Source organism: Nonomuraea sp. NPDC050451, assembly GCF_044458585.1.
Map to the genome: position 1 here is coordinate 998,700 of NZ_JBITHZ010000001.1, position 18,558 is coordinate 1,017,257.

17 protein-coding genes are annotated in these 18,558 nt (G+C 72.1%); 11 read left to right on the plus strand and 6 right to left on the minus strand.

From position 1 onward, the window contains the following. Positions 1–25 precede the first annotated feature (25 nt). Entirely contained in the window at positions 26–1,198 is a 1,173-nt protein-coding gene (locus ACIBI9_RS04615) for a GEVED domain-containing protein (protein ID WP_397220536.1), read from the plus strand. 6 nt (positions 1,199–1,204) lie between these two features. Here ACIBI9_RS04615 and ACIBI9_RS04620 read toward each other — a convergent pair whose 3' ends face one another. From ACIBI9_RS04620 to ACIBI9_RS04630, 3 genes are all read right to left on the minus strand, one after another. Then, positions 1,205–1,738, minus strand: a complete 534-nt coding sequence (locus ACIBI9_RS04620) for an NADPH-dependent FMN reductase (protein ID WP_397220537.1) — start codon at positions 1,736–1,738, stop codon at positions 1,205–1,207. Between the two features lie 102 nt (positions 1,739–1,840). After that, a complete protein-coding gene (locus ACIBI9_RS04625; RefSeq protein ID WP_397220538.1) occupies positions 1,841–3,814 on the minus strand; it encodes an ABC1 kinase family protein in 1,974 nt (657 codons plus the stop codon). An 83-nt stretch (positions 3,815–3,897) separates the two neighbouring features. Next, positions 3,898–4,824: an acyl-ACP desaturase gene (locus tag ACIBI9_RS04630; protein WP_397220539.1), complete on the minus strand. Its 927-nt coding sequence runs from the start codon at positions 4,822–4,824 to the stop codon at positions 3,898–3,900. A 77-nt stretch (positions 4,825–4,901) separates the two neighbouring features. On the opposite strand from ACIBI9_RS04630, the gene ACIBI9_RS04635 reads away from it, so the two are divergent. Further along, positions 4,902–5,366, plus strand: a complete 465-nt coding sequence (locus tag ACIBI9_RS04635) for an NUDIX domain-containing protein (protein WP_397220540.1) — start codon at positions 4,902–4,904, stop codon at positions 5,364–5,366. On the opposite strand, the gene arfB is transcribed toward ACIBI9_RS04635, so the two are convergent. Beyond that, positions 5,363–5,770: an alternative ribosome rescue aminoacyl-tRNA hydrolase ArfB gene (gene arfB / locus ACIBI9_RS04640; RefSeq protein ID WP_185073280.1), complete on the minus strand. Its 408-nt coding sequence runs from the start codon at positions 5,768–5,770 to the stop codon at positions 5,363–5,365. The genes ACIBI9_RS04635 and arfB overlap by 4 nt on opposite strands. Before the next feature lie 143 nt (positions 5,771–5,913). On the opposite strand from arfB, the gene ACIBI9_RS04645 reads away from it, so the two are divergent. The 3 genes from ACIBI9_RS04645 to ACIBI9_RS04655 all read left to right on the plus strand — a co-directional run bounded on the left by ACIBI9_RS04645 (position 5,914) and on the right by ACIBI9_RS04655 (position 8,997). Further along, the gene (locus ACIBI9_RS04645; RefSeq protein WP_397220541.1) at positions 5,914–6,735 is read left to right on the plus strand and encodes a hypothetical protein; all 822 of its coding nucleotides are present in this window, start codon (positions 5,914–5,916) and stop codon (positions 6,733–6,735) included. Beyond that, positions 6,732–7,331: an HAD family hydrolase gene (locus tag ACIBI9_RS04650; RefSeq protein WP_397220542.1), complete on the plus strand. Its 600-nt coding sequence runs from the start codon at positions 6,732–6,734 to the stop codon at positions 7,329–7,331. The genes ACIBI9_RS04645 and ACIBI9_RS04650 overlap by 4 nt, the downstream gene beginning before the upstream one ends. Positions 7,332–7,449: 118 nt before the next feature. Continuing rightward, positions 7,450–8,997, plus strand: a complete 1,548-nt coding sequence (locus ACIBI9_RS04655) for an alkaline phosphatase D family protein (protein ID WP_397220543.1) — start codon at positions 7,450–7,452, stop codon at positions 8,995–8,997. 275 nt (positions 8,998–9,272) lie between these two features. Here ACIBI9_RS04655 and ACIBI9_RS04660 read toward each other — a convergent pair whose 3' ends face one another. After that, on the minus strand, positions 9,273–11,000 hold the full coding sequence (locus ACIBI9_RS04660) for an efflux RND transporter periplasmic adaptor subunit (RefSeq protein WP_397220544.1): 1,728 nt from the start codon (positions 10,998–11,000) through the stop codon (positions 9,273–9,275). 176 nt (positions 11,001–11,176) lie between these two features. On the opposite strand from ACIBI9_RS04660, the gene ACIBI9_RS04665 reads away from it, so the two are divergent. From ACIBI9_RS04665 to ACIBI9_RS04690, 6 genes are read left to right on the plus strand one after another with little or no spacing between them, the layout of a single operon-like run. Next, positions 11,177–12,304 (plus strand): efflux RND transporter periplasmic adaptor subunit, encoded by a 1,128-nt coding sequence (locus tag ACIBI9_RS04665; protein ID WP_397220545.1) that lies wholly within the window; start codon positions 11,177–11,179, stop codon positions 12,302–12,304. Beyond that, on the plus strand, positions 12,301–13,044 hold the full coding sequence (locus tag ACIBI9_RS04670) for an ABC transporter ATP-binding protein (protein ID WP_397220546.1): 744 nt from the start codon (positions 12,301–12,303) through the stop codon (positions 13,042–13,044). Before ACIBI9_RS04665 ends, ACIBI9_RS04670 begins: the two co-directional genes overlap by 4 nt. Further along, a complete protein-coding gene (locus ACIBI9_RS04675) occupies positions 13,041–14,297 on the plus strand; it encodes an ABC transporter permease (protein WP_397220547.1) in 1,257 nt (418 codons plus the stop codon). The genes ACIBI9_RS04670 and ACIBI9_RS04675 overlap by 4 nt, the downstream gene beginning before the upstream one ends. Before the next feature lie 10 nt (positions 14,298–14,307). Beyond that, the gene (locus tag ACIBI9_RS04680) at positions 14,308–14,865 is read left to right on the plus strand and encodes a hypothetical protein (RefSeq protein ID WP_397220548.1); all 558 of its coding nucleotides are present in this window, start codon (positions 14,308–14,310) and stop codon (positions 14,863–14,865) included. Beyond that, positions 14,862–15,557 (plus strand): response regulator transcription factor, encoded by a 696-nt coding sequence (locus ACIBI9_RS04685; protein WP_397220549.1) that lies wholly within the window; start codon positions 14,862–14,864, stop codon positions 15,555–15,557. The genes ACIBI9_RS04680 and ACIBI9_RS04685 overlap by 4 nt, the downstream gene beginning before the upstream one ends. A 47-nt stretch (positions 15,558–15,604) precedes the next feature. Further along, positions 15,605–17,065, plus strand: a complete 1,461-nt coding sequence (locus tag ACIBI9_RS04690; RefSeq protein ID WP_397220550.1) for a sensor histidine kinase — start codon at positions 15,605–15,607, stop codon at positions 17,063–17,065. A gap of 51 nt (positions 17,066–17,116) precedes the next feature. Here ACIBI9_RS04690 and ACIBI9_RS04695 read toward each other — a convergent pair whose 3' ends face one another. Then, positions 17,117–18,493, minus strand: a complete 1,377-nt coding sequence (locus tag ACIBI9_RS04695) for an FG-GAP and VCBS repeat-containing protein (RefSeq protein ID WP_397220551.1) — start codon at positions 18,491–18,493, stop codon at positions 17,117–17,119. Between the last annotated feature and the right edge of the window lie 65 nt (positions 18,494–18,558).

Below are 18,558 nucleotides of genomic sequence, written 5' to 3' on the forward strand. Positions count from 1 at the left end.
CAAAGCTGTTTCGGGAGGAGCAAGAATGGTTTTCCATGCGGTGCCGGCGTGCGTGGTCACGGTGCTCGCCGGCGTCCCGGGGGTCGTCGCCGCCGACGCGCCGTCGTCCTTCACCAACTCGCCGGCGACGGCCTCGGGCCGGACGCCGTCCGGCGTGACGGTGACCGTGAGCAAGACGATGATCGGGGAGACGCGCGTGGCCTCCGCCGAGGTGCTGCCCGCGAGCACGTGGGCGCCCGCCGACGAATTCCTCGTACCGGCCGACGCCAAGATGACGGCGGGATTCCTGGACCTGTACGAGGACTTCGCGGACCGGCCCGGCCGCTGGAGCGACGTGGCCACGCTGACGTTCACGTTCTCCCGGCCGGTACGCGACCCGCACCTGCACGTGTTCGGCACGGGCGGGCTGTCGCGCGATCCCGGGGTCGGCCGCGACGACTACTGGCCCGCCATCGACCTGGTCGGCGGGACCCCGGCCAGGCCCGCCTTCTCCGCGGCGGCCGGTTTCCCCGGCTACCGCGTCACGGCGGACTCGATCGAGCCGGAAGAGGTCCGTCCCGTCGAGTCCACCACCTGCGGGGTCGTCTACACCTGCGGCACGGCCAAGGTGAACGGCACCGTCACCGCGTTCACGATCCGGCTGAGCGCTCGTGGCGTGCGCTACGGGCGCGGGGGCCCGGGCCCGCAGCTGTGGGCCGCGTTCAAGCTCACGCTGGCCGAGGACGACTCCGACGCGCCCGCCTCGTACGGAGCGGCCTCCCACGCGATCACCGACTCCTTCCTGGGAGCTTCCGTGACCGCCGACCATCCGGACGCGGTGAGCCTGACGCCGCGCGTGGTGAGCGCCGACGAGGACGACGCCGTGACCGGCTCCCCGGCGAAGATCACCGTCCAGGGTCAGGCCGGCACGCTGTCGGTGCCCGTACGGGCCGGGTCGCCGGCGTACGTCACCGGCTGGATCGACGCCGACCACGACGGCCGCTTCGACACGGACGAGCGGGCCACCGCGAAGGTCGCCAAGGACGCCACCTCCGTGGAGCTGCGCTGGAGCCTGCCGAAGACGCTCCGCACCGGCCCCACCTGGATGCGGCTGCGCCTGGCCGCCCAGGCGACGGCCCTGCCCGCGGGATGGGCCGACAGCGGCGAGGTGGAGGACCACCGGATCCAGCTCGTCCGCGCGGCGGAGGGCACGAGCTGAGGCGGGTCAGAGCGAGAGCGCGGGCTCCATGACCTCGGAGGGGCAGAGCTGGCCGATCACCGCGCGCACCTGGGCGCGCAGGGCGGGATCCGTGAGATGGCCGTCCTTGTCGAAGTGGGGGCAGGCCGGGGAGATCACCAGCTCGGCCCCCATCACGACGGCGCCCGCCGCCTGAAGGTGCTTGTACAGCTCAGCCTGCGCCCACATCGCGCCGCACGCCCGCGCGCTCGCGCTCATCACCGCCACGTGCTTGCCCGACAGCCCGTTGCGGGCCGACATCCAGTCCAGCGCGTACGTCAGCTCCTCCGGCAGCAGGCTGTGCTCGGGAGCGGTCAGCAGCACCGCGTCTGACGCGGCGACCAGCCCGATGAGCTCGCGCGCCATGACCGGCACCGGCCCGTGCGCGTACGGCGGGATCTCGCCCAGCCCCGGCCACACCGCGAAGTCGACGCCCACGGGCAGCTCGCCACCCGCCGCATCCAGCAATTTGTTGATAAACGACCCCGCGTGGAGACTGGCGGCGATCCCGATGATTTTCACCCTCTGCTCCCAAGCGGTTCCGAAGTTTCCAGGAACCTGCCCGATGCCTCGGATGTCCAAGACCAGCTCCGGGTCAAGACACGGCTGGGGCCCGTTCGCGGCCTATCGTCGCGCTGGGTGATCGTCCGAGGCGCGCGGGCGGCGGAAGATCAGGGCCAGGACGCGCAGCACCAGGATGGCGGCGATGACCAGCAGGTTGTAGCCGATGAGCTGGAACAGCGAGGTGTTCGCCAGCGCCGGCGGGCCGCCGGCCGTACCGAGGAGGATGACCGCCATCACCCCGGCCGTGGCGCCGAGCACCGTCAGCAGCACCTGGTGGAGCAGGCCCGTCACGTAGCGGCGGTCGCGGTCGTCGGCGAGCAGCCGCACGTTCATGGTGAACCGGCCGTGCTCCGCGGCGCTCGCGATGCGCTCGACGCGGCGCGGCAGGCGGCGCAGCATCGGCAGCAGCGCGACCAGTTCCTGCGTGGCGGACTCCTTGATCGTCTCCGGGGTGATCCGCTCGGCGAGATGGCGGCCGGCGAACGACCGCGCCTCGCCGATGAGGTCGAACCCGGGGGAGAGGCGGACGAGCGTGCCCTCCAGCGTGGCCAGCGCGCGGAAGACGGCGGCCACCTCGGGCGGGATCGACAGCCCGTACGCCGAGACGATCCTGAACAGGTCGGTGAACATCTGCGCGCTGTCCATGCCGGCCGTCACGTGCCTGGCCATGAACTGGCCGAGCGCCCGTTCGAGCGCGGCCTCGTCGATGTCCTCCGGCCTGGGCACGACCTCCAGCAGCGCGTCGGTGACGCCCAGCGGGTCCTGGCGGTTCATGGCGAGCAGGAAGCGCCGCAGCGCCGAGCGCACGGAGTCGTCGAGCCGCCCGACCGCGCCGAAGTCGAGCAGCCCCAGCGTGCCGTCGTCGAGCAGCATGAGGTTGCCGGGATGCGGGTCGGCGTGGAAGACGCCTTCGACCAGGATCTGCCTGAGCAGGCAGTCGAGCAGGTCGCGGGCCAGCCGCGGGCCCTGCTCGGAGGCGGCGGCGGTGACGGGCCGGCCGGACAGGCGCCGCATGACGAGCACGCGTTCGGTGCACATGGCGCTGATCGGGGCGGGGTACGTGACACCGCCGCCACCGGAGGCCGTGACGGCCGCCATGTTGGCCGCCTCCACCCGGAAGTCGAGCTCCTCGCGGATCGCCGTCGCGAACCCCTCGGCCAGGTCGCGCAGACCGAGCGAGCGGCCCCAGCGGGTCCTGGACTCCAGCGTGGCCGCCAGCCGCCGGACGATGTCGAGGTCCTTCGAGACCACCGGCCAGATGCCCGGCCGCAGCACCTTGACCACGACGCTCTCGCCCGAGTGCAGGCGCGCGGCGTGGACCTGCCCGATGGAGGCGGCGGCCAGCGGCGTCCGGTCGAACTCGGCGAACGCCTCGTCCACCGGCCCGCCCAGCTCGGCGGCGAGCACCGGCTCGATCTCCGGCCACGGCGCCGGGGCGACCTGGTCCTGCAGCCGGCCCAGCTCCTCGACGAACTCGGCGGGCAGCAGGTCGCGCCGGGTGGACAGGACCTGGCCGAGCTTGACGAACGTGACGCCGCCCTCGTCGAGGGCCTCGCGCAGCGACCTGGCCAGACGCACCTTCCCCGGGCGGTCGTCGAGCCGCTCGCCCCGTCCGCGCAGGTACGGGCCGAGGCCGTGCTTGATGGCGATCCTGGTGATCTGCGAGTAGCGCCTGGCCCGGGAGAGGCGGCCGCGTACGGACCTGACGAGCTCCAGCGGCCCCGGCACCGAGCCCGGCGGCACCAGCGCCTCGGCGATCACCAGGATGACCATGGGGATCAGCACCACGCTCATGACGATGAGCAGCAGGATCCCCAGCGCCGGCGCGGCAGGCGGGTTCTCGCGGCCGACGGGGCCGAGCGAGGACAGGATCGGCTCCAGCATCGGCTGCGCCAGCGCGAAGGCGACCAGCGCAGCCAGGAAGGTGCGCAGCCTGCCGAACCTGACGTCCAGCAGGCGCTGCGCCACCGTGGCCAGGCCGATGATCATCAGGAGCGTGAAGACGCTGAGGAGCAGCTGGGTGGGGAGATCCATAGCGCAGGATCATTCCACGGCGACACTCCTGGCCAGACGTCAGCGTGCCCTGGCGGCGGGACCCCGTGTGGGGTGCGGGTTCGTCAGCGGGCGGCGGCGCGTGCCCGGCGCTCCTCGCGGCGCTCGACGAACCTGGCGGCCGTGATCTCGGTCTTGGCCAGGAACTCGGACAGTTGCTCGCGGGCCTGCTCGCCCTCGGCGTCCAGCCCGGTCTTGTCGAACACCGACCACTGCCGCAGCACCGGCATCAGCACGTCGTCCAGGTGGAGGCGCAGGTCGTAGATGCCCTCGTTCGCGATGATCATGGCCTTGCGGGCGAACCCGTCGATGCCCGAGCCCGGCATCTGGAACGTGGTGACGACGTCGGTCACCGCGCGCATGGTCTGGTTGGGGTCCAGCTCGAAGGCGGCCTTGAGCAGGTTGCGGTAGAAGAGCATGTGCAGGTTCTCGTCGGCGGCGATCCTGGCGAGCAGGCGCTCGCAGCCCTCGTCGCCGGAGGCCATGCCGGTGTTGCGGTGCGCGATGCGGGTGGCCAGCTCCTGGAAGGAGACGTAGGCGAGCTGCTGGAGCATGGTGCCGTACTCGGTGGTGAAGCCGTTCTCCATGTGGTGCATGCGGGCGCGCTCGAGCGCCACGGGATCGACGGCGCGGGTGACCGTGAGGTAGTCGCGGAGCGCAGTGCCGTGGCGGTCCTCCTCGGCCGTCCAGCGGTGCACCCAGGTGCCCCAGGCGCCGTCGCGGCCGAACGTGCTGGCGATCTCGTGGTGGTAGCTGGGGAGGTTGTCCTCCGTCAGGAGATTGACGATGAGCGAGACGCGGGCCGCCTCGGGGATCTTCGAGTGGCCTTCCTGCCACGCCTCGCCCCCGTAGATGCCGTCGAAGTCGCGGCCCTCGCTCCACGGGATGTACTCGTGCGGGAACCACTCCTTGGCCATCTTGTGATGGCGGTCGAGCTCCACGGCCACCACAGGCTCCAGCTCGTGCAGCAGCTCCGTCTGAGTCATCGCCATAAAAGATCTTCTCCTTCAGGTTACGGTACCGTAGGTTAGGCTACCGGAAGGACATACCGGTCAAATAGGGTGTCCCTATGCGACCCAGTGTCCGCGGTGTCCTGCTCGACCATGACGAACGGCTGGTGCTCTTCCGCCGTACGGTTCCGGGGCGCGACGTCTATTGGAGCATCCCCGGAGGGCATGTCGAACCGGGGGACGACACGCTGGAGCACACCCTGCACAGGGAACTGCTCGAGGAGCTGGGCGCGACCGTCTCGGCGGTGACGCCCCTGGTCACGCTGTCATACCCGTGGCAGGGCGAGCTCAAGACGCAGCACGTCTACGGCTGCCGCCTGGTGTCGATGGATCCGGGGCTGCGCCACGGGCCCGAGTTCGACGACCCGTCGCGGGGTCTGTACGAGGTGGAGCGGGTACGGCTGAACCGCTCGGAGATCACGTCCCGGCACCTGGTCCCCGAGCCGGTGGCGGACTACCTGTCGACCACCATCACCACCCTGCCCCACCTGATCGGCCAGGGGCAGGGTTTGCCGCCCCGCTAGGGCTCGCGGCGCAGGCGCTTCAGGTCGGAGCGCTGCTTCTTCGCGGCGATGCGGCGCTCGACGGCGCCGCGGCTGGGCTTGGTCGGGCGGCGGCGCTTCGGCGGCGGGGCGATGGCCTCGCGCAGGCGCTGGGCCAGGCGGTGCGCCGCGGCCTCCCGGTTGCGCAGCTGGGAGCGGTATTCGGAGGCGGCGATCGTGATCGTCGGGGAGCCCAGCCGGTCGAGCGCCCTGGCCTTCAGCGCGGGCGGCAGCGCGGTGCTGGCGGCCACGTCGAAGACGAGCTCCACGCGGCTGTCGGTGGTGTTGACGCCCTGGCCACCGGGGCCCGACGAACGTGAGAAACGCCAGACGAGCTCGACGTCGGGAATGACGATCGAGTCGTTGACGATCAGCGGGCCGGGCATGTGCGGGACTCCTGTTCTCTCACCAGCACTAACAGTAAATGGGCGGAGATATGCCGCGCGCAACGGCATTTCCCTGTCTTCTCGATGGCGGACTGCAAGTGACGTGTGCCACCATCGCGCGTGGAGATCACGGGTGGGGAGGCATGGTGACCGCGATCGTCGGCGTGCACGGGATCGGCAAGTACAACTACTACCTCGAGGCCGGGCGGTCCGCGACCGGGGCGGCCGAGGCCATGCGGGCCAAGTGGGACCGCTACCTGCAGGTGGCGCTCGGGGGCGAGGCGCAGGCCTACTTCAGCGAGGTCGCCTACTTCTCGCACCACCTGCACAACGGCAAGGGCGGCGACGAGGCGAAGCCCTCCGCGGCGACGGAGGGCCAGATCCAGCAGGTCCTCGTCGGCTGGGCTCGAAACCTGGGCGTGGGCGAGCACGTGACGGGGGCGCTCAAGTCGTTCACCGGCTGGCTGCTCGACCGGCTGGACGGCAGGTCGGCGGCGTTCGCCAAGCTGTTCGCGCCGGAGGTGGCGGCGTACCTCACGGACGAGGGCAAGCGCGAGCAGTGCCGGCGGGTCGTGGCCGACGCGATCAGGCGCAACCGGCCCAAGGTGGTGATCGCCCACTCGCTCGGCAGCGTGGTCGCGTACGAGACGCTCTGGGGCGACCCCGGCCTCCGGATCGACCTCCTGATCACCCTGGGCAGCCCGCTCGGCATGCGCAACGTCGTCTTCGAGCGACTCCTGCCCACCCCCATCAACGGCCGCGGCGAACGCCCCCCGGGCGTCAAGCGCTGGGTGAACATCGCCGACAAGGACGACATCGCCGCGATCCCGCCCAACCTGGCCGTCAGCTTCACCGGCATAGACGCCGAAGAGCTGGTCAACCTGGACTGGATCGACTTTCACACCGCCGAGAAGTATCTAGGTTGCCCGGCGCTGGACCCGCATCTGCGACCATTCCTGGCATGACGTGGATTGTGTTCGACTACGGCGGCGTCCTCTGCCTGCCCCAGCTCGATTCCGACAACGAGGCCATGGCGCGGGCGGTGGGCGCGGACCCGGAGGCGTTCAGGCACGGCTACTGGGAGCACCGCCTGGAGTTCGACCGGGGGAGCCTGAGCCCGCTGGGCTACTGGTCGGCCGTGCTGGGCCGGCCCGTCACCCAGTCCGAGGTCGCCCGCCTGGTCGCCATGGACGTCGCGAGCTGGGCGTACCCGAACGAGGACATGGTCGCCCTGCTCGGCGAGCTGATCGGGGCCGGGCGTGACGTGGCGGTGCTGTCCAACATGCCCGTCTGCATCGGCGACGGCCTGGACGAATTGCCCTGGATCGCCGAGGTCGGCCGTCGCTTCTACAGCGGCAGGATGGGCCTGGTCAAGCCCGAGCGCGAGATCTACGACGAGATGGCCCGCGCGCTGGGCGCCGAGCCGTCCGAGGTCGTCTTCATCGACGACCGCGCGGAGAACGTCGAGGGCGCCGAGCGCGCGGGCATGACCGGCGTGCACTTCACGGACGCATCCACGCTCCGCGGAACGCTGTCTGGCGTTCACGGAGCCATCGGATGAACGCTCAGTGAGGTCGACCGCCAGGGCGAAACCTCGCGAACAGGACGACTGATGCTGTTCACCCGCGCTTGACTCGGCTGTCACGGCCGGGTCAGCGCGGGCGGACATACCTGTGAACGTGGACCGCAGAGCCTTCCTGACAGCGGCGACAGCCGGACTCCTCCTCCCCCAGACCGCCACTCCGGCGGCAGCGGCCAGAACCCTCAGATCCGACCCGTTCACGCTGGGCGTGGCCTCCGGCGACCCCTCGGCCGACGGCTTCGTCCTGTGGACCAGGCTGGCCCTCGACCCGCTGGCCGGCGACGGCCGCGGCGGCATGCCCGGCCGTGACGTGGACGTGGACTGGCAGGTCGCGGCCGACGAGCGCTTCTCCAAGATCGTCAGGTCCGGTACGGCCACCGCCAGGTCGCGCGACGCCCACAGCGTCCACGTCGAGCTGGACGGGCTGGAGCCGGGGCGCGAGTACTTCTACCGCTTCAGAAGCGAGGGCAGGCTCTCCCCGGCGGCCCGCACCAGGACGACCCCCGCCGGGGAGACGCCGCTCAACTTCGCGGTCGCGGCGTGCGCGCACTACGAGCACGGCTACTACACGGCTTACCGCCGCCTGGCCGAGCAGGAGCCCGAGCTGGTGGTGTTCCTCGGCGACTACATGTACGAGTACGGCCCCAGCGGCTACACGGCGCTGGCCGGCCGCGTACGCACCCACACGCCCGGCAAGTGCGAGACGCTCGCCGACTACCGGCTGCGGCACGCGCAGTACAAGAGCGACCACGACCTGCAGGCCGCGCACGCGGTGGCGCCGTGGCTGGTGGCGTTCGACGACCACGAGGTGGAGAACAACTGGGCCGGGCCCGTCTCCAGCACGAACGCGCCCGGCTTCACCTCGCGCAGGGCGCAGGCGTTCCGGGCGTACTACGAGAACATGCCGCTGCGCCGCGCCAGCGTCCAGGGGGCGGTGCTCAGGGTGAACCGGCGGATCTCCTGGGGGACGCTGGCCCGCTTCCACCTGCTGGACACGCGGCAGTTCCGCGACGACCAGGCGTGCCTGGACGGCGTGCGGGCCGGGTGCGACGACCGGCTGGCGTCGGGGCGGACGCTGCTCGGGTCCGACCAGTGGCGCTGGCTGGAGAGCGGCCTGCGCGGCTCGACCACCCGCTGGAACCTGCTGGGGCAGCAGATCATGATGGCGCAGCGCGACTACAAGGTCGGTCCCGGGCGCGAGGTGAACCTGGACTCCTGGGACGGGTACGCCGCCGAGCGGACCCGGCTGCTGGGGTCGCTGGCCGGGACCGAGAACCCGGTGGTGCTGACGGGCGACGCGCACATGCACCACCTGGCCGAGCTCAAGACCGACTTCGACGACCCGGACTCGCCGGTGGTGGCCAGGGAGCTGATCGCCTCGTCGATCGCGAGCGACGGGGACGGCTACCGGGACCGGACGTGGATCGCGGAGGCGCTGCAGGAGAACCCGCACATCTCCTTCATCGACCAGCGGCGGGGGTACCTGATGGCGCGGCTGACCCGGGATGAGCTTTCCGTCGATTTCCGGACATTGGACTACATCTCCCGTCGGGGCGCCAAGGCCAGGACCGCCCACCGCCTCACCATCCCGGCGGCCACCGGCCCCGCGGCCGCCGGCCGAGCGGCCGCACCCCGCGTCGGCTGAACGTTCGCTGGGAGCAACCTGAAAATCCGCTCAACCACACGCACGCCTACGACGCCCCACCCTGGGCGCCGGATCGCGCCTGCCCGGCACACCCGCCGCGCCCACCCGCGCGCGTCGGCCGTGCCCCCGGAGGCTGGACACAGGCGCGTTCGCCGCACCCACCGGAGGCGCCGGGTGACGCCTCCGGTAGGCGCGCCGGGCCGGGGCGGCACGCGCCACGTGCGGCCCTGCCCGGGACCCGGCGGGAGAGGAGGTGCCGGGCCGGTCTCGGGGGATCAGGCGCCGGGCCAGCCCGCGTCCGGGAACTCGCCGTTCGTGGCGCCCGACATGACCACTTCGTCGCTCTCCTGCAGCCCTGACGTCACCTCCACGTACTGGTCACCGCGGACACCTGTCCGCACCACCTTCGCCGAGTCACGCCCGCCCGTGCGGACCGTGACCACCTGCGTGCCGTCCGACCTGCTGCGGACCGCGGCGGCGGGCACGTAGATCGCGTCCGCGGCCGCGTCCGTGGTGACCGTGACCGAGGCGGTCTGCCCGAGCATGAGCCCGGCGGGCGGCTCGTCGAAGGCGAGGGTGACCGAGTAGCGGACGAGCTGGCCGCTCACCGTCGCGGTCGGCGCGATGGCGGTGACCGTCCCCTCGTACCGCGCGCCGTTCCGGGTGGCCAGGGTGATCTTGGCCTTCTGGCCGAGCTTGAGCCGGTTCACGTCCGACTCGGTGACCATGGCCTGGACCTGCAGCTCGTTGAGGTCGCCGAGGCTGACGAAGGTGCCGGTGCCCGCCTGGTCGCCGACCGCGCCCGCCAGCGACAGCACCGTGCCCGCCGCCGGGGCCACGATGCGGGTCGCCCGTACGGCGTCGGCGGCCTGCTCGAGCGCCGCCTCCGCGCGGTCCACGTTCGAGCCGGCCTGCTCCTCGCTGACCCCGCCCTGCCCCTGCCCCTGCCCCTGGCTCTGGCCCTGACCTTGGCCCGCCGAGCCCGTGCCGCGGCTGCAGGAGGACTGCGAGTTCGGCCGGGCGGCGCTGCCCGTCGGCCTGGTGCTCGGTCGCGCCGACGGCTTGCCGCCGGCTGTGGGACGGCCGCTCGCCGACGGCTTCGCACCGGTGGACGGCTTGCCGGAGCTCGTGGCGGACGGGGTCGGGCGGCTTCCGGAGTGGTCGGAGCCCCCGCCCGGGTTGCCGCCCTGGGAAGCGCCGCCGGTCGGGGTGGCGGTGACGGTCGTGGTGACGGTGGCCGTCACCGTGGCCGTCACGGTGACGGTGACCGTGGGCTGCGGCTCGGGCCCGGGATCGGTGGGGCCGGGGTCCGTGGGTACGGAGGTCGGCGTGCCGGTGGGGCGCGGGGTGGAGCTGGTGGCCGGGCTCCCGGTTTTCACGGACACGCCCTGAGTTGGGGGAGCCGTCGGCCCCAGCGCGCCGTTCGCCCCGCCGACCGCGCCGCCGCTCGGCCGGCCAGTGGGCGTGGCCGTGGGGGTCGCGCCTCTGGTGGGTGTCGCCGAGCCCGATGGGGTCCCCCTGCCGGTGGGCGTCGTCCTGCCGGTGGGCGTCGCCGCGCCGGTGCCGGACGTGGCAGGCGTGGCGCCGTTCCCGGACGGCGTGCAGGTCGCGGGGCCGGCGGCGCTGGTCGTCGGGGACGCCGCCTTCTCCTGAGCCTCCTCCAGGGCTTCCTCGGCTGCGGCGAGATCGGCCTTGGCCGCCGTGTACGCCTCCCGCGCCGACCGCCCGTCGATCCTGGCCAGCACCTGCCCCTTCGTCACCTTGGTCCCGACTTTGACGTACACCTTGGTCAGCGTCCCCGAAGAGCCGAACGCCAGGTCCCTGCGCGAGCCGTCCACGGTGTTGCCCGCCGCGCTGACCGTGGCCGTGACCTGGCCGCGCTGCGCGGCGGCGAGCCGTACCTGGACGGTGGGCGGGGTGTCGTCGCGCAGCGCCAGCGCCAGGCCGGACCCGGCCACGAGCACGGCGAGGGCGAGCCCGCCCAGCGCGAAAGTCGGTCTCATGGCGGCCCATCCTGGCGGAGCCGGCTCGCGCCAGGCTGCGAGCCGCCTAAGAGTTACCTGTGTGCCTGGGGGGACCCCCAGGTTGTCAGCGAACGTTCAGCTCGCTCGCGGCTCCGGCGCAGCCTGGTGTGCAAGGGTCACCGCCTGTGAAGGTGTCGACAAGGCGCAGAGCGCTGATGACCAACGGAGCGCTGGTGGTGCTCCTGCTGGGCGGTGCCGCGCTCGCGTACGCCCAGCTCGGCACGGGACAGGCGGCGGGCCAGACGGCCGTCAGGACCGTGACCGCGAGCCGCGGCTCCGTGGTGGCCTCGGTGTCCGCGTCGGGCGCGGTCGAGAGCTCCAAGTCCAGGGCTCTCTCGTTCGGTACGACGGGGACGGTCGAGAAGGTCTACGTCAAGGCCGGCGACAAGGTGAGCAAGGGCGACATCCTGGCCAGGCTCGACGACGACGCCGCGCAGGAGAGCCTGTCGGCGGCCAAGGCCACGTACGACGAAGCCGTCGACGACGGGACCTCGACGGCCCAGCTCTACGCCTCCTACATCAAGGCCCGCAACGCCTACCGGGAGGCCCAGCGCACGGTCGCGGCCACCGTGCTGAAGGCGCCGTTCAAGGGCACGGTCACGGCGGTGAACGGCTCGGTCGGCGGCAGCAGCTCGGGATCGGGCTCCGGGTCGGGTTCGAGCGCGGGTTCCGGCCAGAGCACGGGCCAGTCCTCGGGCTCAAGCGGCGCTCAGAGCTCCGGCGGCTTCGTCGAGCTCGCCGACACCGGCAAGCTGCAGCTCGTGGGCACCTTCACCGAGTCCGACGTCGGCAAGCTCAAGAACGGCCAGGAGGCCACGGTCACGTTCGACGCCCTGCCGGGGGTGACCGCGACAGGCAAGGTCACCCAGATCCAGCCGGTCGCCTCCACCAGCAACAATGTCGTGCAATATCCGGTCACGGTGACGTTCACGAAGGTCCCGGGCCAGGTGCGGCTGGGCCAGACGGCCACGGTCGAGGTCGTGGTCGGCCAGGCCGACAACGTCGTCACCGTACCCTCGACGGCGGTCTCCACCAGCGGCGGCCAGACCACCGTCACCCTGCTCAGGAACGGCACGCAGACCAGGACCCCGGTGGAGGTCGGCGTGCAGGGCACGACGCTGACCGAGATCAAGTCGGGCGTGTCCGAGGGTGACCAGCTCGTGCCCCCGGCGACCACGACGACGGGCACCACGGGCGGCAACCTGCGCTTCGGCGGTGGCGGCGGCTTCCCCGGCGGCGGCGGGGTGCCCGGTGGCGGCGGCGCGCCGGGAGGCGGGCGATGACGGCCCCGGAGGTCCCCCCTGTCCTGCGGGTGCAGGACCTGGTCAAGGAGTACGGCGAGGGCGACGCGAAGGTCCGCGCCCTGCGCGGCATCAGCGTGGACGTCGAGCGCGGCGACTACGTCGCCATCATGGGCGCCTCCGGCTCCGGCAAGTCCACGCTCATGAACATCCTCGGCTGCCTCGACATCCCCACCTCCGGCACGTACCTGATCGACGGTGCCGACGTGGGACAGCTGGACGAGCGCCAGCTCGCCATCCTGCGCAACCGCAGGGTCGGGTTCGTGTTCCAGTCGTTCAACCTGATCCCGCGCATGAGCGCGCTGGCCAACGTCGAGCTGCCGCTGGTGTACGGCGGCATCGGCCTGGCCGAGCGGCGCAGGCGCGCCCTGTCGGCGCTGGACCAGGTCGGGCTGACCGACCGCGTGCACCACGAGCCGAACCAGCTCTCCGGCGGCCAGCAGCAACGCGTGGCCGTCGCCAGAGCCCTGGTCACCGCGCCCGCGCTGCTGCTGGCCGACGAGCCGACCGGCAACCTCGACACCGCCTCCACGAACGACGTCCTGGAGATCCTCGACCGGCTCAGCGAGTCGGGTCGCACGATCGTGCTCATCACCCACGAGAACGACGTGGCCGCGCACGCCAAGCGGGTGATCAGGCTGGTGGACGGCGAGATCGTGGAGGACCGCCGCCAGGGCCCGGTCGACGGCCCGCCGCCCCGGATGGCGGGAGTGGCCCGGTGAACCAGCTCGAGATCCTCCGCTTCGCGCTGCGCGGCCTGCTGGCCAACAAGATGCGCAGCTCGCTGACCACGCTCGGCATCCTCATCGGCGTCGCCGCGGTCATCATGCTGGTCGCCGTCGGCGAGGGCTCCTCGCAGAGCATCCAGCGCAACATCCAGCGCCTCGGCGCCAACACCCTGACGATCTCCCCGCAGTTCTCGGGGGGCGGCGGCGGTGGTGGCGGTGGCATGCGGGCGTCCGGCGGCGGCGCGAACACCGGCCCCCGCACCCAGGCCAGGCAGCTCAGCCTCGCCGACGCCAAGGCGCTGACCGACAGGACCCTGGCGCCCTCCGTCAGGAGCGTCTCGCCGGTCGTGACCGCCTCCTCCTCGACCGCCACGTACGGGGCCGCCAGCCACGCGATCTCGCAGTTCGTCGGCACGTACCCCAGCTACTTCGAGGCCGTCAACAAGCCGGTCGCGAAGGGCACGTACTTCTTCAACGACGACGTGCTGGCCGCCAGGAAGGTCGTGGTTCTCGGCCAGACCGTCGTGGAGGAGCTGTTCGGCACCGTCGACCCCATCGGCAAGCAGGTCAGCGTGTCCGGCGTGCCGTTCACGGTCGTCGGGGTGCTGAAGGAGACCGGGTCCACCGGCATGCAGGACGCCGACGACGTGGCCATCGCGCCGCTGCCCGCCGTACAGCAGAGCCTGAGCGGGTTCGGCTCGCTCAACTCGATCGTCGTGCAGGCGTCCGGGGCGGACACCACGACGGCGGCGCAGGCCGAGGTCACGGCCATCCTCAACCAGCGGCACGGCATCAAGAACGACAACGCCGACTACCGCATCCTCAACCAGGCCACCTTGCAGGAGACCGTCAGCGCGGCGACCGGCACCTTCACCGTGCTGCTGGGCGCCGTGGCCGCGATCTCGCTGCTGGTGGGCGGCATCGGCATCACCAACATCATGCTGGTGACCGTCACGGAGCGCACGCGCGAGATCGGCATCCGCAAGGCGATCGGCGCGCCCAGGAGCGCGATCCTGGGCCAGTTCCTGCTGGAGGCCACGCTGCTGAGCCTGGTCGGCGGGCTGTCCGGGGTGCTGGTGGCGTTCATCGGGACCAGGTTCACCGTGGCCGGCATCGAGCCGGTCCTCGTGCCGTCGTCGGTGGCGCTCGCGCTCGGCGTGTCGGTGGGGATCGGGCTGTTCTTCGGCAGTTATCCCGCCAACCGGGCGGCCAAGCTGAGGCCGATCCAGGCCCTGCGCCACGAGTAAGGAGAATGACATGGCCCAGCTCGACTCCTCGCCGTACCCCGACGACCTGAAGGAGGAGCTCGCCGTCCAGCCGCGGAAGGGCACCTCCAAGCTCACGCTGGCGTTGGCCGCCGGCGTCGTGCTGGTGGCCGGTATCCTCATCGGCATTCAGGCCGCCAACCTGTTCGGCTCGCCGGCCGCCTCTGCCGCCGGGGCGCAGCAGCGTCCCACGGGCGGCGGGTACGGGCAGCAGCAGGGGAACGCTCCGCAAGGGGGTTTCGGCCAGCAGCGCGGCGGATTCGGACAGCCGCCCGGTTACGGTGGAGGCCAGCGAATGGGCGGCGGCGGGGGAGGCACCATCGGCACCGTCGAGAAGGTCGAGGGCGGCAAGGTCTACGTGAAGACCATGGACGGCTCCACCGTCACGGTCACCACCGACGACCGGACCACCGTCCAGATCTCCAAGCCCGGGAAGGTGTCCGACCTCCAGACCGGCACCTCGGTGGTCGTACGCGGCCAGCAGGGCGGCGACGGCTCGGTGACCGCGACGTCGATCACGCAGGGGAACCTCGGAGGAGGCCCGCGATGACGCGCGAGCCCGAAGCCCGGCTGCTGGTGGTCGACGACGAGCCCAACATCAGGGAGCTGTTCTCGGCCAGCCTGCGCATGGCCGGCTTCGAGGTGCTGACCGCGGCCGACGGCATGGAGGCGCTGCGGGTGGCCGAGGAGAGCTCACCTGACCTGGTGATGCTCGACGTCATGCTGCCCGACCTGGACGGCCTGGCGGTCGCGGGCAGGCTGCGGTCCCGCGGCCGCCGGGTCCCGGTGCTGTTCGTGACCGCGAAGGACACGCCGGAGGACCGCATCGCGGGGCTGGGCCTGGGCGAGGACTACGTGACCAAGCCGTTCAGCCTGGAGGAGGTCATCGCCAGGATCCGGGCGGTGCTGCGCAGGACCCGGCGCAGCGTGCCGCCGCCCAACCGGATGCGGGTGGCCGACCTGGAGCTGGACGAGGAGAGCCACGAGGTGTGGCGCGACGGCATCCCGGTGAAGCTGTCGCCGACGGAGTTCAGGCTGCTGCGGTACTTCATGCTCAACGTGGGCCGGGTGCTGTCGAAGACGCAGATCCTCGACCACGTCTGGAACGGCGACTGGCGCACCGACGTCGGGCTGGTCGAGTCGTACGTCTCCTACCTGCGGCGGAAGGTGGACACGGGGGAGCGCAAATACCTGCACACGCTGCGCGGGGTGGGCTACATCCTGCGCCCGCCCCGCATATGAGCGGCGCCGTCTCTCCTGCTCAGCACCTCCGCGCGAAGGGCGCGGCGGTGCGCAAACACCTGGCCAGGTCCCCGCTGTGGCTGCGGCTGGTGTCGGCGACCCTCCTGCTGGTCACCCTTGCCATCACCGTGACCGGCCTGTTCGCCGTACGCCTGATGCGTGGCTACCTCGTCGAGCGCGTGGACCAGCAGCTGCTCGCGGCCACCCGCCCGCTGCGCGAGCCGCCCCCGCCGCCCGCCGACCAGCCCCGTCCCGGCACCCGCCCGCAGCGTTTCTTCGGCCTGTTCTACGCGGTGATCCTCGACTCCGCCGGCACCCCGATCAGGACGATCAGCGAGTCCACCGAGGATCACACGCCCGCCCTGCCCAAGCTCGACCTCTCCACGGTCCTGGCGCTCCACGGCCGCCCCTTCACCGTCGAGTCGCGCGCCGCCGGGGGGCCGAGCTGGCGCGTCGCCGCCGTGCCGGTCCGGGACGGCGAGACCCGGGTGATCGCCGTCAACCTGGGCGACGTGGACGCCACGGTCTCCCAGCTCGCCCTGATCGTGGGGGTCGCCGGCGGCGGCACGCTGGTGGTGCTCGGGTTCGCCTGCTACTGGCTGGTACGCCGCAGCCTGCGCCCGCTCCGCGAGATCGCGCGTACGGCCAACGACATCGCGGGCGGCGACCTGTCGCGCCGCGTGCCCATGTGGGCGGGCACCACCGAGGTCGGCAAGCTCGGCCGTTCGCTCAACAGCATGCTCGCGCAGATCGAGTCGGCGGCGCGCGAGCGCGAGGCGGCCGCCGAGTCGGCCCGCCAGTCCGCCACGGCCGCCCGGCGCTCCGAGGAGCTGATGCGCAGGTTCATGGCCGACGCCTCCCACGAGTTGCGCACGCCGCTGACGTCGATCAGGGGGTTCGCCGAGCTGTACCGGCTGGGGGAGGAGAAGGACCTGGCCGAGGCCGTACGGCTGCTGAGCCGCATCGAGGGGCAGGCGGCCCGGATGGGGCTGCTGGTGGAGGACATGCTCCTGCTGGCCCGCCTCGACCAGCGGCGGGAGCTGGCCCGGCGGCCCGTCGACCTGCTCAGCCTGGCCGCCACCACCGTCATCGACGCCCAGACGCTGGCGCCGGACCGCAGGATCGAGCTCGTGCGGCTGTACGGGGGCGAGGGGGACGTGATCGTGACGGGGGACGAGTCGCGGCTCGGGCAGGTCCTCAACAACCTCGTCACCAACGCCCTCACCCACACGCCGCCCGGCACGCCCTTCCAGGTGCGGGTGGGTCTGGACGGCGACCAGGCCGTGGTCGAGGTGGCCGACGAGGGCCCCGGCTTCCCTCCCGAGGTGGCCGAGCGCGTCTTCGAGCGCTTCTACCGTGCGGACCCGGCCCGGAGCGCGGGCGGCTCGGGGCTGGGGCTGTCGATCGCGGCGACGCTGGTGGAGGCGCACGGGGGCATCGTGATGGCGGAAGGCTCACCCGGCAAGGGCGCCCTCTTCCGCATAATCCTCCCCACCACCCCCACCTGAGGACGCCGCCCACGCCTTAGGACCCCGGCCGAAGTGCGGCGGGGGAGCGGCTCAGCCGAAGGTGTACCCGTACAGCCCCGTGCCCTTGCTGAGCCGCCGCACCTTGCCCAGCTTCAGCCCCGCCTTCCGGGCCCCGGGAGCGTACATGACCAGCCCCTGGTCCGGCGCCGCCACCACGAGCCCGTACACCGGCCGCCGCGCCCCCAGCGCCCGATAGCGCTCGCTCAGCGGCAGAGCGGCCAGAGCGGCGCCGAAGTCCCGCCCCTCGCCCTTGATCAGCAGGTTCCCCACCCGCGTGAGCCCGCCGGAGGCCCGCCCCGCCAGCACCTGGACCGCCTTCTCCCCGGGCACGCCGACGGCCAGCTCGTCGTGCCCGTCCCCGTTGAAGTCCCCAGCGGCCAGCGACGCCCCGAACCGGTCGTAGTACCGGGGCCGCCCCTTGAGCGTGTTCTGCGACCACGCCTCGCTCTTGCGGGTGGTCAGCCCGCCGCGCGACCCGTACAGGACGTCCACGGTGCCGTCGCCGTAGTCCATGGCCCGCTGGTTCGCGCTGAGCCCCTCACCCGGCACCCCGACGGCCAGGTCGGCCCGCCCGTCCCCGTTGAAGTCGCCCGTGGCCAGCGAGGCCCCGAACGCGTCCCACTTCTCTGAGGCCCCCTTGATGCCGGGGCTGCTCTGGGTGAGCAGCCGCGCCCGCTTCGCCCGTACGTCGACGACGGTCACCGACCCCTGCCCGTCCAGCGTGACGCTGTCGGCGGGCGCGCCCACGACCAGCTCGTCCTTGCCGTCCCCGTCGAAGTCCCCGGTCGCGAGCGCGGCGCCCCACTGGTCGGTCACGGTCGCCGCCTGCCGTACCCACGACGTCTTCTGAGTGATCTGGTACGGCTTGCGCCCCTTCATCCAGTACACCGTCACCGCCCCGCCCGACCGTTGGCTGGGCGCGCCGACGACGAGTTCGTCCTTGCCGTCCCCGTCGAGGTCCCCGGCGGCCAGCGCCGCCCCGAACCGGTCGCTCGACGGCTTGGCCGGCGCCAGCTCCTTGCCCGGGACCAGCCCGTCGACCGTGCCGTTGAAGATCTGGACGACCCCGTTCCCGTCCCCGCCCGGCACCCGCGCCCCCACGAACTCCTCCGACACCCCGACGGCCAGGTCGGCGCACTTGTCCCCGTTGAAGTCGCCCACGGCCAGCGCCGATCCGAACGAGTCACCGGGTTCGGCGCCGTTCTGGGTGAGCTTCACCTTCTTTCCGGACCCGTACATCACGGTCACCGACCCGGCCCGGGAGCCGTCGTAGGGCGCGGCCACGGCGAGGTCGGGCCGTCCGTCGCCGTCGAAGTCGAGAGGGTGCCCGCCGCACGACCGAGCCGCGGCGGGAGTCGTACCGGAGGCGAGAGGGAGAACCAGGCAGGCGGCGAGGAGAAGGTTCATAACGGAAGTAATGTCCACACAGGTCGAACCGTGCCTGAACAGCGCGAGAACGGCCCAGGAGAGCC

Coding starts and splice junctions, on each gene's coding strand:
- ACIBI9_RS04615 (WP_397220536.1), top strand. CDS start 26: ATGGTTTTCCATGCGGTGCCGGCGTGCGTGGTCACGGTGCTCGCCGGC.
- ACIBI9_RS04625 (WP_397220538.1), bottom strand. CDS start 3,814: ATGGATCTCCCCACCCAGCTGCTCCTCAGCGTCTTCACGCTCCTGATG.
- ACIBI9_RS04630 (WP_397220539.1), bottom strand. CDS start 4,824: ATGGCGATGACTCAGACGGAGCTGCTGCACGAGCTGGAGCCTGTGGTG.
- ACIBI9_RS04635 (WP_397220540.1), top strand. CDS start 4,902: ATGCGACCCAGTGTCCGCGGTGTCCTGCTCGACCATGACGAACGGCTG.
- arfB (WP_185073280.1), bottom strand. CDS start 5,770: ATGCCCGGCCCGCTGATCGTCAACGACTCGATCGTCATTCCCGACGTC.
- ACIBI9_RS04645 (WP_397220541.1), top strand. CDS start 5,914: ATGGTGACCGCGATCGTCGGCGTGCACGGGATCGGCAAGTACAACTAC.
- ACIBI9_RS04650 (WP_397220542.1), top strand. CDS start 6,732: ATGACGTGGATTGTGTTCGACTACGGCGGCGTCCTCTGCCTGCCCCAG.
- ACIBI9_RS04660 (WP_397220544.1), bottom strand. CDS start 11,000: ATGAGACCGACTTTCGCGCTGGGCGGGCTCGCCCTCGCCGTGCTCGTG.
- ACIBI9_RS04665 (WP_397220545.1), top strand. CDS start 11,177: ATGACCAACGGAGCGCTGGTGGTGCTCCTGCTGGGCGGTGCCGCGCTC.
- ACIBI9_RS04670 (WP_397220546.1), top strand. CDS start 12,301: ATGACGGCCCCGGAGGTCCCCCCTGTCCTGCGGGTGCAGGACCTGGTC.
- ACIBI9_RS04680 (WP_397220548.1), top strand. CDS start 14,308: ATGGCCCAGCTCGACTCCTCGCCGTACCCCGACGACCTGAAGGAGGAG.
- ACIBI9_RS04685 (WP_397220549.1), top strand. CDS start 14,862: ATGACGCGCGAGCCCGAAGCCCGGCTGCTGGTGGTCGACGACGAGCCC.
- ACIBI9_RS04695 (WP_397220551.1), bottom strand. CDS start 18,493: ATGAACCTTCTCCTCGCCGCCTGCCTGGTTCTCCCTCTCGCCTCCGGT.